Raw genomic sequence first — 17110 nt, 5'->3', positions numbered from 1 at the left:
GTTGGTGGCGCCGCCCCCACCAGCGGAGGTACTTCCGCCGCCAACGGGTCTGCTGGTAGTGCCGGGGACAACGGCGGGGCCGGAAACGTCGGCGGCAACGGCGCCGTCGTCATCGACGTGTCGTCAGTTCCCTGACCCTGAAACCGGATGTCCGTAGAACGCACCACGTTGTAGGCCGGGCTTCCCCGAGAAGCCCGGCCAGCGGCCATTCATTCCGACCGCAGGTCGAGCGGAGTCCCGCGGCCTGAGCCTGGAGAGTCCAAAAGGGTCCCGGCCCGGACTGTGGCGCGGAAGTCGGGCCCCGGTGTCACTCCCCGCCTCCCTTGCCTTCTCTGCCCTCCGAGCCTCCGGCCTTGCCTTCGTCGCCTCCCCTGTCTCCCCTGCCTTCCTTGCCTTCCCTGCCCTCGGAGCCTCCGCTCCTGTCTTCGCCGCCTCGCTTGTCTCCCATGACGTCGGCGCTGTTGTCGCAGCCCATGCGGGAGCCCATCGAGGTGGCCTGCGCACCCGGGGAGCCCTCGCCGCCGATCGCGTTGCCCAGCAGGCCGTTGAGGATCCCGACCTCGCCGAGGACGTCGACGTTCGTGTCGTGCGACCGGCACTGGCTGCCCTGCCTGATCTCGAAGTCGGTGCCGCCCCTCCCGCCTTCCTTCTCGCCGTGGGCGTACGCGGTGCCGGCGCCGAGGAAGCCGAAACTGCCGAGGACGACGGCCACAACGGCAGCGTTCTGAAGCTTGCGCATTTCTTCTCCGGTGGTCGAACGGATACAATCCGTGATATAGGGGCTTCGTACAGTCACATGAGACTAATGCGAAATATGCCGCAGGCATTCGATGACGCGCCGGATTCGCCGGATTCACGGCCTTCGCGAACGAATGGCTGTCGGGGAACCGTCCTGCGCCCCCTGAGCGGGGCAGGACATCGACCGGCCGTGGCAGGGGCAGGCGCTTCACTCCAACGGCCCTAACCCGATGGGCCGGAGTGCGCGCCGCTCATAGCGGCCTTGGCCGGAAGGTCACGGAAGTCCTGGAGCCAGCGGTTGAGAAAGCCTCTACGATCCGGTTGATCACCGAACCGGGGAGGGGACATGGCCGAGGGCCGGGAAACGGACGCGGTCGCCGAGAGACCGGTGGAGCTGGCCTACCGGCCGACCGTCGGCGAATTGTCGCCCGCGCTGCGGGCACGCGCGAGGAGCACCGGCGCGGGACGCTTTCAGCGCGGGGCGCTGGTCTGGATGGTGGCGGTCACGACCATCGGCGCCCTGCTGTCGGCGGCTGGCTCCGGCCACCGGGACACACCATGGCCCCTGTCCTGTATGCGGGGGTGGTGGTCTTTGTCGCCTTCATGACTGCGGCGCCGTGGTTGCAGGCGCGCCGCCTCCACCGGCTCGCCGAACGGCAGGGGGACATCCGCGGGACGGTCGACGACACCGGGGTCCGGCTCACCACCGCGCACAGCTCGGCCAGCCACGACTGGCACCTCTACTCACGCTATGTCGAAACGCCTGAGCTGTTCGTGCTTCTCAGCGCCGACAAGTCCGCCGTCGGCTTCGCCGTCCTGCCCAAGCGGGCCGTGGCGGACCCGGAGGAGGTGGACCGGCTGCGGGCGGTCCTCGACCGGCGGCTCGTGCGCGCGGACGACGCCCAGGCGCCCGGAAGCCCGCGGAGCAGGGGCCGGGCCATCGGCCGCGGGGTCGGCTCCGTCGGACTGTTGCTGCTGGGGCTGCTGCTGTTCTTCTTCGCCTTCGCCGCCGTCCAACACGCCGCGCACCCGGACCGCTTTCCCGGGATCCAGAACAACACCACCCCGATATCGGCCGTCATGCTGGGGCTGGGGGCGCTTGCGGTCGCCGGGGCTTGGTGGCTCGTCCGGCGGATGACGGCCATGCGGATCGTGACCGCCATGCTCGCCGCCCTTGTCCTGCTGGCCGGTGGCGCCGCCCTGCACCGCGTTGAGCCGATGCTCCGCTGCTGGGGCTCGGACCGGATCGCCCGCGGGCCCGAGGGCGCCTACGTCTGCTACGACTTCTGAGCGGGCCACGGTCTCCAAGCGGGCCCGGAAATCATCTCCCTGCGGCGGGCCGCAGAAGCCCCGCAGTCAGCAGGGCGGTAAGAACCGTGTCACCGATCGCTCGTTGCCTTGGACATCAGCGGCCGTCTTGGTGTTCCCAGTCGCGGGCGGGGGTGTGGGATGTTGTTGCAACCGAGGCCGTGGCCGCCAGTGCCGGAGCTGACCGCGCAGGTGGCGCGGGCGGTGGCGGCGCGGGGCCCGTACCCGTTGGCTATGCGGGTCCGTGACGAGCTGGGCGAGCTGTTCGCGAACGCGGAGTTCGCCGAGGCGTTCGGGGCTCGGGGGCGGCCGGGTTCCTGGTCTGCGACGGCGGCAGCTGCCGCAACTTCAGCCGCCTCCTGGACACCTTCACGCAACGCCGGGCCCGTACAAAGGGAGCGGCCGTGACCACCACCAGCAGCAGCCCATAGCAGTGGTATTGCCCGACCGATGCCCAGTGGTCCGAGGCGGCCAGGTGGCAGGAGGAAGTCGAGGACGATCCCGGTACTCATGCCCGATCGAGCCTGCTTGAAGGGCACGGGCTCACTTCCGGTGCGAACGCACCGAGCAGCGCGCGTACCTCCTCACCCTCACCGCCCAGGACATCGCCAATGTGGTCGCCATGAGCCCGACTGCGCACCACATCGATCCCGCTGAGCTGCACAGCAGAATCGCTGGCTTGGACACCCCTTTGCAGGTGGCCGCGTCCTTCATCACGTCGATCTACCGACCCCGTTGAACCGAGATCACCGGCACCGGCTGCCAGGGGCTGGCAAGGTCCGTCCCTGGCAGCTCCCAGAGTTCGAGTACCGCCGGTACTGAGGGCGGTTCATTCTCCCAGGGCACGGGCGTGGGCCGACTGGCCGGTCGCGGGCATGCGCGAGCCGCATATGCCTGGTCTTGTGAACGGCATGACCGCCACTGACCCAGGAGAGATCACCTTCCATAGACCCCCTACCCCTGCCCGACGCCCCGCCAGGAAGGCGTCGGGCCGACATCGTCCGAGCCCCCCGCAACGGTCCCGCCGTCGCCGTCGTCTCTGTTGGTGTTCGGCCACCGTCCTGCTACTGCCCTGCGTACTGGCCGCCTCCGGCGCACCGCCACACCCGGGGCATCGGCACGCGGCACGCTATCCCATGCGCGTCAGCGCCTATGTGGCCAACAGCGGCGCGGGGATCGTCCAGGTCTATGACACCCGCCTGGAACGCAAGGTCGGCGCCGTTGCGGTGGGCCGCGGCCCCACCGGGGTGGGAGCGAATCCGGACGGGGACGCGGTCTACGTCGCCAACGGGCGTAGTGACACCGTCTCCGTCATCAACACCGGCAACCGGCTGGTCACGGCCACGCTGCCGGTCCGCCACCGGCCCTTCGCGGCGATGCCAACCCGCGACGGCCGCTATGTGCTGGTGGCCAACTTCAGCTCGGACTCGGTCTCGATCCTCAGCTACCCAGCCTGCCACCTGATCGCCACCGTGCGCGTGGGGCCGCTGCCCCACAGCATCGCCACACTGCCAGACAGACGCGCCTACGTCAGCGACAACGGCGGTGGCACGGTGACCGTGCTCGACACGCACGGGCAACCGGTTCGGGACATCCCGGTGGGCGACTTCCCCAGCGGGATCACTTCGTCGCGCTCCGGCAACCGGGTGTACGTCTCCAACACCGGTTCCGGCACCGTATCGGTCATCGACACCCGCAGCGACACCGTGGTGGCCACCCTGCCAGGCGGTCAGGCGCCGCTGGGCATCGCGGTCAGCCCCGACGGCCGACGCCTTTACGTCGTCGATTCGGCCCGGAACTGCCTGCTGATCATCGACGCCGTCACTCGCCGCGTCATCGGCCACGTCCCTGTCGGTGTCCAGCCGGAAGGTGTCGCGGTCACCCCGGACGGCCGGCGGGTGTGGGTGACCAACGAACAATCCGACACCGTCTCGGTCATCGACCCCCTCGCCCAGCGCGTCCGAGCCACCCTGCCGACCGCACACGAACCCGAAGGCATCGCCATCACCCCCCGCTGAACCTGATATTGCTCCAGGGCGCTGCGGTCTATTCCCACCCTGCGACGAATCACCGCCGCCCACCACGCCGGAAACCTCGCCGCCCAGCTCACCCGGCCCGGCCGCCATCCCTGTGGCCTACGAATTGCGCCCCACGCCCACCGTGACCCCGACATCCGCCGTGGATGAACGGTCAGCGGCGTGGTGCGGCTGCTCCCAGGCAGTCTGCAAAAGCTTCACTCCTTGTGGGAGACGATGTACTGCGTGACAGCCGTGAACCCGGCCAGGATCACGGCGGCGATCGTTGAGCGTGCCGCCGACGGGAGCCAGCAGCTTCGCCGAGTCGGATGTCGTCGCCGTCAGGTTGAAGAGCCGGTTGACCAGCGGCAAGCCCTTGACGAAGAGCGTGACCATCACCAGTGCGAGGGCGGCCACCAGCGCGTACCTCTGCCGTCTGAAGACCAGCCGCGAGCAGAGAACTCCGATGGCGACACCCGCCCGTGCGCAGGTGAGCTGAGCCTCCAGGCCCAGGAGGAGGTCGACCACGGCGATGAAGAACGCGGTGGGCGGCGTCGGTCTGATCTGTGCAGTTTGATCTTGCGATTTCCATCCGCTGGTGCCGCCAGCGCGCTGCCCTGTCGGTGTAGCGGTAGGTGACGCTCTACTGACGCCGGCTGCCTTTTCATGGTGTGGGCGGCAGTTGGCCGTCAGGGGGCCGGGTTCGGCCGTCGTCGAGAACGGCGATCAGGTCGTCACGGCACTCCTGAAGATCTGCAAGCGGTGCCCGTGTCGACTTCCGTTGCGAAGAGGTACGCAGATGCGCCCCGCGCGCGGGTACCGCGGCCTAGACTTGCAGAGTTCTTCAATTCGCTAGTTGTCGTAGCAGTGAACCGTTGCGTGTGGAGGTTTGGGTGGGCGGCTTCGCCGAAGCAGTGCTGGAGCGGGTGCGTCGGGCGCGGGCCGCGGTCGCGGAGGCGTGCGAGGCCGAGGACGCGTACGCGGTGGCCGTGGCCGAGGACGAGCTGGACGACGCACTGCGGATAGCGCGCGGCCTGGGCGTGGATCCCGGTGTCGCTTCGGAGGGTGAGAACGGGAGCGTGGCATGAACGGGATGCAGGTTCCGCTGTATCAGGCGAAGGCGGAGTTGTTCCGGATGCTGGGGCATCCGGTGCGTATCCGGGTGCTGGAGTTGCTGCAGGACGGGGCGATGCCGGTGCGCGACCTGCTGGCGGCGATCGAGATCGAGCCGTCCAGCCTTTCGCAGCAGCTGGCGGTGTTGCGCCGGGCGGGGATCGTGACCGCGACGCGGGGCGGCTCGACCGTGGTCTACGAGCTGGCGGGTGGGGATGTGGCGGAGCTGCTGGGGGCGGCGCGGCGGATCCTCGTGGAGTTGCTGGCCGGGCAGCAAGACCTGCTCGCCCAGCTGAGGGAGTCCGGCGCGGGTGTGCGGGAGGGTGCGTCGTGAGGTGGGCGGGTCGCTTCCTGCCGCGAAGGCAGGAGATCTCGCCTACCGCTGCCTGTGAGCACACGTTGCCGCAGGTACGGCGGCATGTGTTCACCGTGCCCGTCCGGCCCGGTGCGGTGCGCATGGCCCGGCGGGAGGCGGAGGCGAAGCTCGCCGAGTTCGGTATCGCCCCGAAGTCGTTTCTTTCGGACGCGGCGCTGCTGGTGGTCAGCGAGCTGGTGGCCAATGTGCTGCGCCACGCCGCGGACCGGTCGCCCACGGCGGATGTCGGGGTCACGGTCGGCGCCGGGCAGCTCGTGATCGGCGTGGCTGATCGAGACCCTCGGATCCCGAACGTGGAGGGCGATGCGGTGGGTGCAGGGCTGCGGACCGTTGCCGAGCTGACCGCGCGGTTCGGCGGCACGCTCACGGTCGAACCTGACTGGGCCGGCCACAGCAAGGACGTCCTGGCCCGCTTCTTGATCCCCGATGCTGATGCCCGGTGAACCATGGTGGAAAGAAACCCTGGGTCCGGCGCTGTGAGATCACGTACCTGCGTGCCGACGACGACTGCCCCTCGCCTGAGGTGCACCTCGACGAGATCACCATGCTGGTCAAAGTGGGCCGGATCGACGGGGCTGCCGGTCCGCATACACCCCGTCACTGGATCACCGAGCCCTGATATCCGATACCTCAGGAGAGCAGCTATGCCTGATGACCAGGCCAACGGCCAGTCGATACCCGAACCGTCCTTCGGCGGTGGGATGTCCGAGGAGCGGAAGGAGCGGGGGGCGTCCTTGCGGGTGTTCCTCTACATCGCCGGCAGCCATCTCCTGCTGGGGTTCATGGCGCTGCTGTTCTATCTGGGCAGTCACGCCGGCAAGTAGGCGACGGTCCTGGCCGTACGGGAGAAGGGGAGGCGGAGGACGGTGATCGCTGTCGTGGGTCATGCGGATCTCACGCCGCAGGTGCTGAAGCCGCTGGAGGCCGAGTTGAGCGGCAGGCTGAAACGTCTGGCCGGGCCGGGGTCGATGGTCCTGATACGGGCCGGTCGGGGCCTGCCGGTCGTGGCCGGGCGGGCGGCGCGCAAGGCCGGGCTGCCGCTGGTGGTCGTGCTGCCCTCGCAGGGCTCCGTGCCGGCGCTGCTCCCGGGCCCCGACCGGGCGGCGGCCGGTGAGCTGCTGTTCCTGGCCGCGCATGTGCGCTTGGTTCCTTACGACCCGGCGGACCGGAGCGCATGTAGGAACGCCGATGAGCGCCTTGTCTGCTCCAGCCGTCATCTGCTGGTGGTCCGAGACGGCTCGGCGCCCCGCGACCAGGACGCCGCAGCACACTTGATCGCCTACGCCCGCAGCCAGGGCATCGCAACCGACACTCTCCGGGCTCGCGACTGCATACGTGGCAGCACGCAGCCCCTTGCCTTCCCCAGCGAGTCCTCGTGAACGCCGCGCCGACCGGCTCTGTGCGCAGGGTCGAGCTCTCGTGTGCGGAGTGCTTGGAGTTGCTGGCCGGGGTCACGGTGGGGCGTGTGGTCTTCTCCCATCACGCGCTGCCCGCCATCCGTCCGGTCAATCACCTCATCGACGATGGCCGAGTGGTGATCCGCACCCATCAGGACGCCTCCCTGGTGGGATCGACGTCGGTCTTCGGTGTTGTCGCGTATGAGGCCGACGCGCTCGACCCGGTCACCCGAACCGGCTGGAGCGTGACCGTCACCGGTACGGCGAGCGTGGTGCGCGCCCCCGCCGAACTGGCCCGGTACCGGGTCCTGTTGACTCATTGGGCCGACGGCGGCAGCAGCGCGGACCAGGTCGTGCGCATCAACCCTGACATCGTCACCGGCTACCAACTGGTCCGCACCGGCCCCGCGCCGACATAGCGATCCAGCGGCGACAAGCTCACAGCCACGCCGGGAACCCCTGGGCTCGCCGATCTTACGAATAACCAGCTCAGACCCTCGTTTAGAGAGGGTGTCTCACGTGGCAAGTTTCGCGAACTTCTTGTAGCAGGTTAGGGCGGCGGCCAGGCCGAGGAAGGCGAGGAAGTGCGAGCCCTTTCGTTCGTATCGGACGGGTGAGGCGGCGGTAGCCGAAGAGCCGGGCGATCGACCGTTCGATCTTCCAGCGGTGCCGACCGAGGCGTTCGCCGGACTCGATGCCGGGCCGCGCGATGCGCGCGACGAGCCCGCGCTGGCGCAGCCAGGCCAGGTGTTCGTCGGAGAAGTACGCCTTGTCCGCGCGGAGTTTGACGGGTCGGCGCCGCCGTGGTCCCCGGCGGGACCGGACGGCGGGTATGCCGCGGAGGAGCGGCTTGAGGGCAAGGCTGTCGTGCATGTTCGCGCCGGACACGGCGACGGCGAGCGGGATGCCCTGGGCATCGGACAGCACGTGCAGCTTGCTGCCCTTCTTGCCGCGATCGACCGGGTTCGGCCCGGTCAGCGATCCCTCCTTTTGGCGCGGACGGAGGCCGCGTCGACGATCGCCGAGGTCCAGTCCACCTCGCCCCGGGCCCCGAGTTCGTCCAGCACGGCCCGGTGCAGCCGACGACACAGGCCGGCCTCGGTCCATACCGTGAAGCGGCGATGCGCGGTGGCGGGCGACGTGCCGAACGTCGGTGGCAGATGCCGCCAGGCACAGCCGCTGGTCAGCGCGTACACCACTGCCGTGCACACGGTCCGCTCGTCACACGGAGCGGTCCCACCACCTTGCGGACGAGCAGCGAACGACGGCAGCAACGGGGCGGCCAGCTCCGAGAGTTCATCAGGAACCAGCCGCTTCGATAGATCAGCACCCACGACCGGCATCGTGCCGCACGAACATCACGTCACGTGAGACAACCTCTACGCCTTGATTGGTGCGGCCGACCTGGCGGCCTGCTCGATCTTCGCGCAGTAGGCTGCACGGGCTTCCTCGTCGATCTGCTTCTCGTGTTCGGGGCGCACCCCGGTCCGGCCGTCGAGGCCCTCGCGCAGGATATCGGCGTGCCCGGCATGCCGGTTGGACTCGCCGAGGACATGGACCATGATGGCGAACAGGTTCGCGTTGGGATAAGGCTCCGGCCACCACGGCACGTGGCCGGGGGCGTTGAGGGGAAGCTCGTTGATCGTCGCGTCCGAGTGTTCCCACGTGCGCCGGTAGAACCCGATGATCTGATCGCGGGTCTCGTCCTCGGTCGCCCACAGATCACTGCCGTTGTAGTCCTGCCACTGGGGCAGCGGTTCCGGGGAAGGCCGGTCGAAGACCTCGCCGAAGTACCTGGCCTCGATGGTGGCCACGTGTTTGACCAGGCCGAGGAGGTTGGTCCCGGTCGCTGTCAAAGGTCGGCGGGCGTCGTATTCGGACAAGCCGTCGAGTTTCCAGAGCAGCGCCTTGCGGTCCCGCCGCAGTCTCCCGTGCAGGTCCTCTTTGGCGAATTCATCGATCATGTGGCATGAGCCTGCCATGGGCTGCTCGTGGTCTCAAGATCCCGTACGTGGTCCGCAACGACTGGCAGAGCCAATGCCTGGCCATGGACGCCGCCCTGACCTGCTACAAGAAGCTCGCGAAACTTGCCACGTGAGACAACCTCTTAGAAGGCAGGACAAGCTTAGAGTTCATAACGCAACGTGAATAGCCGCCGCTTCCGGCCTGGGATAGCTGGTTGCCATACAGCCCCCAGAACAACCAGGTGCAGAGTGACACAGAGGACGAGATTCACGCCGTTGGCTAGATCACGTTGGCGCAAGCTATCGGCCTCGGCTCGCGACTCTATTTCCCGAGCCTGTTCCGCGGCCATTTTCCGGGCGCCGCCCTATCTTTCCCATGCTTCGACCTGATCGTCGACCTGTGCCATCCTCAGGGCGTCGCGGAGGGCTCGCCGCTGTTCTGGCGACATCACGCCGAAGAAGGCGACGAGCGCGGCGGCGGGGTTGTCGCTGGTGGACCATGCTTCGTTCATCAGCGCGGCTGCGTAGGCAGCCCGGGTGGAGACCGCCTTGTACCGATAGGCGCGGCCTTCGGTTTCGCGGCGGACCCAGCCCTTCTGATGGAGGTTGTCCAATACGGTCATGACGGTGGTGTAGGCGATCGGCCGTTCCTTCTGGAGGTCCTCCAGGACTTCTCGAACGGTGACCGGGCGGTTCCACTCCCATACCCGCGTCATTACCGCGTCTTCCAGATCTCCCAAGGGCCTCGGCATGCAAGAAGAATAGTGGGAGACGTCGTGAATTCCGATTATTTTCGCTGCGTTTGAGCCGGAAGGAAGTGGAGCCTGGGGTGGTGAATCTCAGGCTGCATGGAGCGGAAATGATCTCGTAAGCCTCGCCGATGCGCAGGCCGCGATCGTCCGCGGAGTTCTCCGGTGTGCGCCCGCGCACCCGTCTGCGTCGTGGTCACAGGTCGTTGCCGGCGTAGGAGAGGTTGAAGCTTTTGTTGGTCAGGGGGAAGTCGGGGACGATGGTGTCGGCCAGGGCCAGGGGCAGGGCGGGCCAGTTGAAGAAGGACGGGTCGACGGGTTTGACGCGGGCCAGGGTGTGGTCGGGGTTGAGTTCCACGCGGGTGGTGATGGTGCCGCGCCAGCCTTCGACGATGCCCACCCCGGAGCCCGGTGCCTCGGTGCTGGAGAGCGGTGGCCAGGTGGTCGTCGCGTCGGGGTGCAGACCGGCGGCCAGATGGTTGATCAGGTCCGTGGAGGTGTCGATTTCCTCGGCTCGGACGAGGAAGCGGGCCAGGACGTCGCCGCGGGTGTGGGTGGGGGTCGTGGGTGGCTGGTCGTAGGTGTGGAAGGGGTGGGCGGTGCGGGCGTCGGTGGGCAGGCCGCTGGCGCGGGCGACGTAGCCGAGGCAGCCGAGGTCGCGGGCGGCTTCGGTGGTCAGTGCGGCGGTGCCGGTGAAGCGGTCGCGGATGGTGGGGTGAGCCAGGGCGAGGTCGGCGATCTGGCGGAGGTCGTCGCGTACGGCGCGCATCCGGGCGGGGTCGGGGAGGGAGCGGAGCACGGCGCCGCCGGGGATGATCCCGCCGCGCAGGAGGCGGTGGCCGGTGATCTCGTCGTTGAGGCGCAGGAGTTGTTCGCGGACGCGTTGGGCCTGGGCGTTGAGGATGGAGTGGCCGACGTCGTTGCACAGTGCGCCGAGGTCGGCGGTGTGGTTGTGGAGGCGTTCGAGTTCCAGGAGGAGGGCGCGGGCGCGCTGGGCGGATGCGGGGACGTGGGTGCCGGTGGCTTCTTCGATGGCGAGGCAGTAGGCGAGGGCGTGGCCGACGGCGGTGTCGCCACTGATGCGTTCGGTAAGCGGGAGGCCGTGCTCGACGGTGCGGCCTTCGAAGAGTTTCTCGATGCCTTTGTGGACGAACCAGAGGCGGGCTTTGAGGCGGAGGATGGTCTCGCCGACGACGGAGAAACGGAAGTGGCCGGGTTCGATGAGTCCGGCGTGGACGGGGCCGACCGGGATCTCGTAGACGCCGTCGCCCTCGACCTCCAGGAAGGGGTAGGGGCCTTCTTGTTCGGCGAAGGGCGGTGGGGGGCCGGCGTCGGGGCGCATGGGGTACCAGCCTTTGGGCCAGTGGAAGTGGCGGACCAGGCGCTGGGGCAGCGGGCGGTCGAGGGGGACGATGCCGTGCAGGTCGCGCATCTCGCGTTCGAACCGGCCGGTGGGGAAGGAAAGGTGGGCGAGGGTGGGGAGTTCGGGCCGGTCGGCGTCGAGGCGTACGTGGAGTTCGGTGCGGGTGTCGGGTGGGCCTGAGGTGAAGAGGTAGACCACGCGGATGGCGCGTCCGCCCGGAGCGTCGTCGGTGTCGTGGTGGGCGGCGACCAGGGCGATGCGATGGCCTGCGGCGAGCAAGTCTCCTGCGTACTTAGGTAGTTCGGGTGCGGCGATGTGGGTGATCTCGCGGATGGCGGGGTGTTGTGGCACGGGTCAGTGCCCTCCCAGGATTGCGGTGGCGGCGGTGAGCAGATCGGTCAGCGGGCCGGCCGATACCCCCAGGGCGGCGCAGGCCAGCAGCCCGGCGGCGAGCGGCAGTGAGGCCGCGGCCCCCAGGCGTACGGGAGCGGCGGGGGTGCCGGGCGCGAGGGGAGGCGGGCCGAGCAGCATCGTGGCGGTGCGCAGGGCGAGGGCGGCGAAGGCGGTCAAGGCAAGCAGCAGGGCGAGGGCGGTGAGCCAGCCCAGTCCGGCCGTGAATCCGGCTCGTACGATGCCCAGTTCGGATGCGAAGAGGCTGAAGGGCGGGAATCCCAGCAGCGCGACGACGGCCAGGCCGAAGGCGGCACCGAGGCCGGGCACGCGGGCCAGCAGGCCCCGCACCCGGCCGATCCGCGTCGTGCGCCTCAGGTGCAGGATGTGGCCCGAGGAGCAGAAGGCGACGGTCTTGGCCAGCCCGTGGCCTGCGATGTGCAGGAGCACGGCGGCTCGCGCGAGCGGGGTGCCGATGGCGGCACCGAACGCGATCAGGCTCATGTGCTCCATGCTCGAATACGCCAGCATCCGCTTGTAGTCGCGCTGGCCGAGCAGCAGGGCCGCGGCCAGGGCCAGGGTGAGCAGGGCGGCGATGGCCAGCAGGGTCTGGGCGTAGCCGGGGCCCAGTGCGGCATCCGCGATGACCTTGCCTCGCAGGACGGCGGCGAAGGAGACGGCGAGCAGGACCCCCGACATCAGGGCGGAGACGGGAGCGGGGGCTTGGCTGTGGGCGTCGGGGAGCCAGGCGTGCAGCGGCACGAGACCGGCCTTGGCGCCGAAGCCGAGGATCAGCAGCGCGATGCCCAGGCGGGTGACCGCGGGGTCCAGGCTGTCGGCGTGAGCGACGAGGGTCGGCCAGTCCAGCGCGGTCGCTTCGGGGATGCCTGCTGCTCGTGCCGCGTAGTAGAGCAGGACGATACCCAAGAAGGCCAGCGCGATCCCGGCCGAGCAGATCACCACGTACTTCCAGGCGGCTTCGACGGATGCGCGGGTGCGGCGGTGGCCGACCAGGAAGGCTGTGACGATGGTGGTGGCCTCGATGGCCACCCACAGCACCCCGAGGTTGCCGGCCAGTACCGCCGCGCACATCGCGCCCAAAAAGGCGTGAACGAGGAGGTGGTAGAGGCGGGCAGTGCCCTGTGTGGCGTGCCCGGCGGCGCGCTCGTGCGCCAGGTAGGCGGGCCCGGTGGCGCAGGCGACGGCGGCGACCGCGCCGACCACCAGCAGCATCCACACCGTCAATGCGTCCGCACGCAGCACACCGCCATACGCATTGACCGCGCCGCCGCCCCGCATCGCATGGGCCAGCACGATGGCGGAGGCCAGGATCGCGGCAGGTGAGACCAGACTCAACCACGGGGTCGGCGCATATCGCCGGATGGCGGCGTAGGCCGCGCCGGTGGCCAGGGGCACCGCGATGGGGGCAGAGAGAACGAGCGCGGAGGCGGTTCCTCCCAGTGAGCTCGGCGAAGTCGGCATCAGTCGTGCAGCTCCCGCAGGTCGTCGATGTCGGTGGTGCCGAAGGCCGTGCGCATGCGGGTGGTGAGGATCTGCAGCACCAGGACCGCCAGCAGCACGTCGAAGGAGACGCCGAGTTCGACGATCAGCGGCACTCCGGAGGCGGCCAGGAATGCGGTGGCGGTGATGCCGTTGTCCAGCAGCAGGAAGCCCACCACCTGGGCCAGTGCCCGGCGCCGGGTGGCCAGGACGAACAGGCCGATCAGCACCACCGCCAGGCCGACCGGCAGGGCGCGGGCGGCCGGGCCCGGGTTGAGGGCGACCAGCGGCCGGGCGACGGCGTAGGCGAGCAGGGTCAGGGCGGCAGCGGTGAGCAGGGATGCGGCGACGTTGACCAGCGGTTGGGTTTCGCGGGCCTCGCTGACGTCCTCCTCGTAGTGATGCTCCTCCCCCGCCGACGGCACCAGGGCGGCCAATGCCCGGCGCATCAGATAGGGCAGCACCCCGGCTCGCAGTGCGCCGATGCCGGCGGCGAGCTCGATCAGTCCCCAGCGTTGCTCATGGAGCCCGATCAGGAGGGGGATGGCGGCGAGTGCGATGCCCTGGAGGGCGAAGGTCCTTACGATCGCCACCAGTTCACGCCGCCACAGCACCACCACGGCCGCGAGCAGGAAGGCCCCGCAGGCCAGGTCCAGGAGCTGGGTGTAGGTACCTGTGCTCATCGGCTCCTCACTCCCCGCTCAGGAAGTACGAGGAGGTGACCGCGAGCAGCGCCAGCAGGAAGGACCCGGCCAGCAGCTCCGGGACCCTGAACAGCCGCACCTTGGCCCAGAACACCTCAGCCGCCGCCAGTACCGTCCCCAGTACCGCGACCTTCACGACGAACGCCGCCAGCGCCACCGCCAGCGCCGCCCACGAGGCGTCGGTGGCGATGCCCCACGGTGCGAACAGCGAGGCCAGCAGACCCAGCAGGACCGTCAGCCGCATCTGCGCGCCCAGTTCGACCAGCGCGAGGTCAGGACCTGCGTACTCCAGCACCATCGCCTCGTGGACCATCGTCAGCTCCAGATGCGTGGACGGATTGTCGACCGGAATCCGGCCGGTCTCCGCCAGCACCGCCACCGCCAGCGCCGCGGTGGCCAGCAGCCCGGCGGGTGAGGCCAGCCGCGACGGCTCCCTGACCGCACCGGCCACGATCGCGGGCAGATTCGTCGACCCGGCCGGTATCGAGAACGCGAACACCGCAACCAGGATGGTCGGTTCGACAAGCGCGGCCACCGTCATCTCCCGGGAGGCGCCCATCCCGCCGAAAGCCGTACCCGAATCCAGCCCCGCCAGCGCGAGTGCCACAGTACCCAGCGCCAGCAGCGCGACGACCACGATCAGGTCCGCGTGGGCGCTGACCGGGGTGGTGGTGGACAGCAGCGGCACCAGCGCGGCCACCACGGCAGTGGTGGCGACCAGCAGGGCAGGAGCAGTGCGGAAGGCGGGGCCGGTGCCGATGGGGGTGATGGGCTCCTTGCGCAGCAGCTTGCGCGTATCGCGCCAGGGCTGAAGGATCCCGGCACCCGCCCGGCCCTCCATCCTCGCCCGCACCTGCCGCATCCATCCCGCCAGCAACGGAGCACCGCCGACCACTGCCACGATCTGCCCAGCCACCGCGGCGAATCCGGTCCCGTTCACCAGCCCACCGCCAATACCAGCAACAGGGCGACCAGGCCGAAGAAGCCGTAGCCGAGATAGAGGTGCACGCTGCCGCCCGCCAGCCGACGCGCCGCCCCGCCCAAGCGCGCCAACGCGGCCAACACGGGCTCGTACAAGCGGTGTTCGATCCGGTCGGGCACTCGCCGCTGGTAGCGCACCCGCTCCACCAGGTAAGCGGATTCCCGCACGGGGGTGACATCCACATCCTGCTCCGGCGCCAGCACATCATCGAAGACCCGCTGCAGCGGCTCGGCGAACGAGGTGGCCGTATAAGCCATGCGCGGGGTGGGCGCGCCCCCTCCGCAGTCCCACAGCCGGGCATTCTTCCGCCGCCTGCGGCGACGCCCGATCAGGCGGGGCAGCCCTGCCGCCACCGCCAGCACCGTCGCAAGTGCGGCGACCACCCACACCGGCGCCAGCGACGCCGGCACCTGCTGCAACCGCACCTGGAGACCACCGCCGGACAGCGCCTTGGCACCCGTCAGACCGGCCGCCGAGGCAGCCCGGTCCAGCCCGCTCCCCAACACCCCCGGAACCAAAGCCAGTCCCGCGCAGCATGCAGCAAGCAGCCCCATCCCCACCAGCATCGTCGGCGGGCTCTCCACCGCCTTGTCTGCCTGCTTGCTGCGCGGCCGGGCGAAGAACCCCACCCCCAGCGCCTTGACGAACACCGCCGCCGCCAGCCCAGCCGAGAGCGCGATCACCGCGACCGCCAGCGGCAACACAATCGCCGTCGCCACCCCCGGCACCACCAGACCATGGATCAACGACTGCAACAGCAACCACTCGCTGATGAACCCGTTCCCCGGCGGCAGCGCCACCGCCCCCAGCGCCCCCAGCGCGAACAGCACGGCCGTCAGTGGCATACGCGCCCGCAGGCCCCCCAGCCGGTCCAGGTCCCGCAGCCTCGTGGCCCGCAGTACCGACCCGGCAGCGCAGAACAACAGGGCCTTGAAGGCGGAGTGGTTGACCACATGCAGCAACGCAGCCACCAGCGCAAGGGCTGCCAGCGGCCCATCACCAGTCGCCGCGAACAGCCCGGCCGCCCCAATGCCGACCAGGACGAGTCCCATGTTCTCGCTCGTCGAGTACGCCAGCAGCCGCTTGAGGTCCGAAGCCATCGCCGCCTGCAAGATCCCATACACCGCGGAGATGGCGCCGACCGCGATCAGCCCGAGCCACCACCACAGTGGGCCCCCGCCGAGCAGATCGAAGCCCACCCGCACGATCCCGTAGATCCCGAGGTTGACCATGGCTGCGCTCATCAACGCCGAGACGTGGCTGGGGGCTTCGGGGTGTGCGCGCGGCAGCCAGGCGTGCAGCGGGACCCCGCCCGCCTTCGAGGCGAACCCCGCTGCCACCGTCACGAACACCACCGCGCGCACCCACGGCGGCATCCCGGCTGCCCCGGCCCGCAGCGAAGCGAAGCTCTGTCCCCCGGCCCGCGCGGCGAACAGCGCCAGCCCCACCAGCAGCAGCACCAGCCCCAGGTGCGTCATCACCGCATACCAGAGCCCGGCCTGCCGTACCGCGGGCCGCTCCCGGTGCTCGGCCAGCACCAGCAGCAGCGAAGCCAGCGCCATCACCTCCCACAGCACCAGAAATGCGGAGACTGAGGCCGCCACCGGGACCAGCATCAACGTCCACGCGAACAGCGGCAGTAAGGCCTGCGCGCCGCGCGACGCCGCACCGTGATCGCCCCGCCCCGTGTACCCGATCCCGTACACCGCGACGGCGGCGATCACGGCGCCGGCCACCGCCATGAACAGCCCCGACAACGGGTCCACGGCCAGCCGCACCCCGGCCAGCGGCAACACCCCAGGTAGATCCATCGACCACCGCGCACCGCCCAACGCCGCGACACCTGCGATGAGTCCGGCGCCCCCCGCCCCCGCGGTGCAAGCCCCTACCACTGCCGCCCGCCCCCGTCCGGGCACCAGCATTCCGGCCGCGGCGCCCGCACCGGCCAGCGCGGATGCCGTGCCCAGCGCGAGCCCGATCACGTTCACCGGCCGGTGACGGTGCGCAGTGCCGCCACGATCTCCTCAGGGCGTGGCGGGCATCCGCGCACTTCCACATCCACCGGCACCACATCGCCGACCGCCCCCTCCACCCCGTACCCCCCGGCGAACTCACCGCAGTTGACGGCACAGTCCCCCACCGCCACCACCACCCGAGGCTCGGGCATCGCTGCAACCGTGCGGCGCAGCGGCTCGGCCATGTTCCGCGTCACCGGACCGGTCACCAGCGCCACATCCGCGTGCCGGGGCGAGGCCACCATCCGGGCGCCGTACCGCTCGGCGTCGTACACCGGACCGAACGCTGCCGCGATCTCGATCTCACAGCCGTTGCACGAGCCCGCGTCCACACAGCGCACCTGCGCGGAGCCGCCCAGATCCCGAGCCGCGGGCGGAGGTGCGGCCCGTGGTCGCGGTGGAGCGGGCTCCGCCACCCGCCCGGTGTCACGGATCTTGCGCAGCAGGCTCATCACGACTCCCACACATGAGCGATTCCGGTGTCTCACGAAGCGTG

General features: G+C 69.7%; 20 protein-coding genes and 1 pseudogene. 10 read left to right on the top strand and 11 right to left on the bottom strand.

Annotation, left to right across the window (positions count from 1 at the left end):
• Positions 1-307: 307 nt before the first annotated feature.
• Complete coding sequence (locus ACO1BR_RS26945) at positions 308-739, bottom strand: hypothetical protein (protein WP_426797683.1); 432 nt, start codon at positions 737-739, stop codon at positions 308-310.
• A gap of 557 nt (positions 740-1296) precedes the next feature.
• Here ACO1BR_RS26945 and ACO1BR_RS26940 point away from each other — a divergent pair.
• Positions 1297-2028, top strand: a complete 732-nt coding sequence (locus ACO1BR_RS26940) for a YcxB family protein (RefSeq protein WP_426797682.1) — start codon at positions 1297-1299, stop codon at positions 2026-2028.
• A gap of 1154 nt (positions 2029-3182) precedes the next feature.
• Positions 3183-4064 carry a beta-propeller fold lactonase family protein gene (locus ACO1BR_RS26935; RefSeq protein WP_426797681.1) on the top strand — a complete coding sequence of 294 codons (882 nt, stop codon included), beginning with the start codon at positions 3183-3185 and terminating at the stop codon, positions 4062-4064.
• A 117-nt stretch (positions 4065-4181) separates the two neighbouring features.
• Here ACO1BR_RS26935 and ACO1BR_RS26930 read toward each other — a convergent pair whose 3' ends face one another.
• The gene (locus tag ACO1BR_RS26930) at positions 4182-4589 is read right to left on the bottom strand and encodes a hypothetical protein (RefSeq protein WP_426797680.1); all 408 of its coding nucleotides are present in this window, start codon (positions 4587-4589) and stop codon (positions 4182-4184) included.
• 353 nt (positions 4590-4942) lie between these two features.
• On the opposite strand from ACO1BR_RS26930, the gene ACO1BR_RS26925 reads away from it, so the two are divergent.
• The 7 genes from ACO1BR_RS26925 (at position 4943) to ACO1BR_RS26895 (ending at position 7366) form a co-directional block, all read left to right on the top strand.
• Complete coding sequence (locus ACO1BR_RS26925) at positions 4943-5149, top strand: hypothetical protein (protein ID WP_426797699.1); 207 nt, start codon at positions 4943-4945, stop codon at positions 5147-5149.
• A gap of 5 nt (positions 5150-5154) precedes the next feature.
• Positions 5155-5508 (top strand): ArsR/SmtB family transcription factor, encoded by a 354-nt coding sequence (locus ACO1BR_RS26920; protein WP_426797698.1) that lies wholly within the window; start codon positions 5155-5157, stop codon positions 5506-5508.
• Positions 5509-5603: 95 nt separating this feature from the next.
• Positions 5604-5993 carry an ATP-binding protein gene (locus ACO1BR_RS26915; RefSeq protein WP_426797679.1) on the top strand — a complete coding sequence of 130 codons (390 nt, stop codon included), beginning with the start codon at positions 5604-5606 and terminating at the stop codon, positions 5991-5993.
• A complete protein-coding gene (locus ACO1BR_RS26910; RefSeq protein WP_426797678.1) occupies positions 5990-6169 on the top strand; it encodes a hypothetical protein in 180 nt (59 codons plus the stop codon). The genes ACO1BR_RS26915 and ACO1BR_RS26910 overlap by 4 nt, the downstream gene beginning before the upstream one ends.
• A gap of 25 nt (positions 6170-6194) precedes the next feature.
• A complete protein-coding gene (locus ACO1BR_RS26905) occupies positions 6195-6374 on the top strand; it encodes a DUF6126 family protein (RefSeq protein ID WP_426797677.1) in 180 nt (59 codons plus the stop codon).
• Between the two features lie 42 nt (positions 6375-6416).
• Positions 6417-6929: a hypothetical protein gene (locus ACO1BR_RS26900; protein ID WP_426797676.1), complete on the top strand. Its 513-nt coding sequence runs from the start codon at positions 6417-6419 to the stop codon at positions 6927-6929.
• Positions 6926-7366: a pyridoxamine 5'-phosphate oxidase family protein gene (locus tag ACO1BR_RS26895; protein ID WP_426797675.1), complete on the top strand. Its 441-nt coding sequence runs from the start codon at positions 6926-6928 to the stop codon at positions 7364-7366. The genes ACO1BR_RS26900 and ACO1BR_RS26895 overlap by 4 nt, the downstream gene beginning before the upstream one ends.
• Positions 7367-7462: 96 nt before the next feature.
• Here ACO1BR_RS26895 and ACO1BR_RS26890 read toward each other — a convergent pair.
• Both ACO1BR_RS26890 and ACO1BR_RS26885 read right to left on the bottom strand, forming a co-directional pair.
• A pseudogene (locus ACO1BR_RS26890) lies at positions 7463-8281 on the bottom strand (IS5 family transposase).
• Between the two features lie 45 nt (positions 8282-8326).
• The gene (locus ACO1BR_RS26885; RefSeq protein WP_426797674.1) at positions 8327-8911 is read right to left on the bottom strand and encodes a DinB family protein; all 585 of its coding nucleotides are present in this window, start codon (positions 8909-8911) and stop codon (positions 8327-8329) included.
• A 5-nt stretch (positions 8912-8916) separates the two neighbouring features.
• On the opposite strand from ACO1BR_RS26885, the gene ACO1BR_RS26880 reads away from it, so the two are divergent.
• Positions 8917-9045 carry a hypothetical protein gene (locus ACO1BR_RS26880; protein WP_426797673.1) on the top strand — a complete coding sequence of 43 codons (129 nt, stop codon included), beginning with the start codon at positions 8917-8919 and terminating at the stop codon, positions 9043-9045.
• A gap of 231 nt (positions 9046-9276) precedes the next feature.
• Here ACO1BR_RS26880 and ACO1BR_RS26875 read toward each other — a convergent pair whose 3' ends face one another.
• The 7 genes from ACO1BR_RS26875 to ACO1BR_RS26845 form a co-directional block, all read right to left on the bottom strand.
• Positions 9277-9663: a BlaI/MecI/CopY family transcriptional regulator gene (locus ACO1BR_RS26875; protein ID WP_426797672.1), complete on the bottom strand. Its 387-nt coding sequence runs from the start codon at positions 9661-9663 to the stop codon at positions 9277-9279.
• A gap of 193 nt (positions 9664-9856) precedes the next feature.
• The gene (locus ACO1BR_RS26870) at positions 9857-11374 is read right to left on the bottom strand and encodes an NADH-quinone oxidoreductase subunit C (RefSeq protein WP_426797671.1); all 1518 of its coding nucleotides are present in this window, start codon (positions 11372-11374) and stop codon (positions 9857-9859) included.
• A 3-nt stretch (positions 11375-11377) separates the two neighbouring features.
• Entirely contained in the window at positions 11378-12895 is a 1518-nt protein-coding gene (locus ACO1BR_RS26865) for a proton-conducting transporter membrane subunit (protein WP_426797670.1), read from the bottom strand.
• Positions 12895-13596 carry a hypothetical protein gene (locus tag ACO1BR_RS26860; RefSeq protein WP_426797669.1) on the bottom strand — a complete coding sequence of 234 codons (702 nt, stop codon included), beginning with the start codon at positions 13594-13596 and terminating at the stop codon, positions 12895-12897. The genes ACO1BR_RS26865 and ACO1BR_RS26860 overlap by 1 nt, the downstream gene beginning before the upstream one ends.
• Positions 13597-13603: 7 nt before the next feature.
• The gene (locus ACO1BR_RS26855) at positions 13604-14557 is read right to left on the bottom strand and encodes a respiratory chain complex I subunit 1 family protein (RefSeq protein WP_426797668.1); all 954 of its coding nucleotides are present in this window, start codon (positions 14555-14557) and stop codon (positions 13604-13606) included.
• Positions 14554-16587, bottom strand: a complete 2034-nt coding sequence (locus tag ACO1BR_RS26850) for a proton-conducting transporter membrane subunit (RefSeq protein WP_426797667.1) — start codon at positions 16585-16587, stop codon at positions 14554-14556. Before ACO1BR_RS26850 ends, ACO1BR_RS26855 begins: the two co-directional genes overlap by 4 nt.
• Positions 16584-17066, bottom strand: coding sequence for an NADH-quinone oxidoreductase subunit B family protein (locus tag ACO1BR_RS26845; protein ID WP_426797666.1), 483 nt, complete (start codon positions 17064-17066; stop codon positions 16584-16586). Before ACO1BR_RS26845 ends, ACO1BR_RS26850 begins: the two co-directional genes overlap by 4 nt.
• Between the last annotated feature and the right edge of the window lie 44 nt (positions 17067-17110).

The organism is Streptomyces sp. YGL11-2 (assembly GCF_050054615.1).
In the GTDB taxonomy this organism is placed as follows: Bacteria; Actinomycetota; Actinomycetes; order Streptomycetales; family Streptomycetaceae; genus Streptomyces.
Note: the sequence above shows the minus strand (reverse complement) of the source record. Positions and strands in the feature narration are given on the sequence as shown.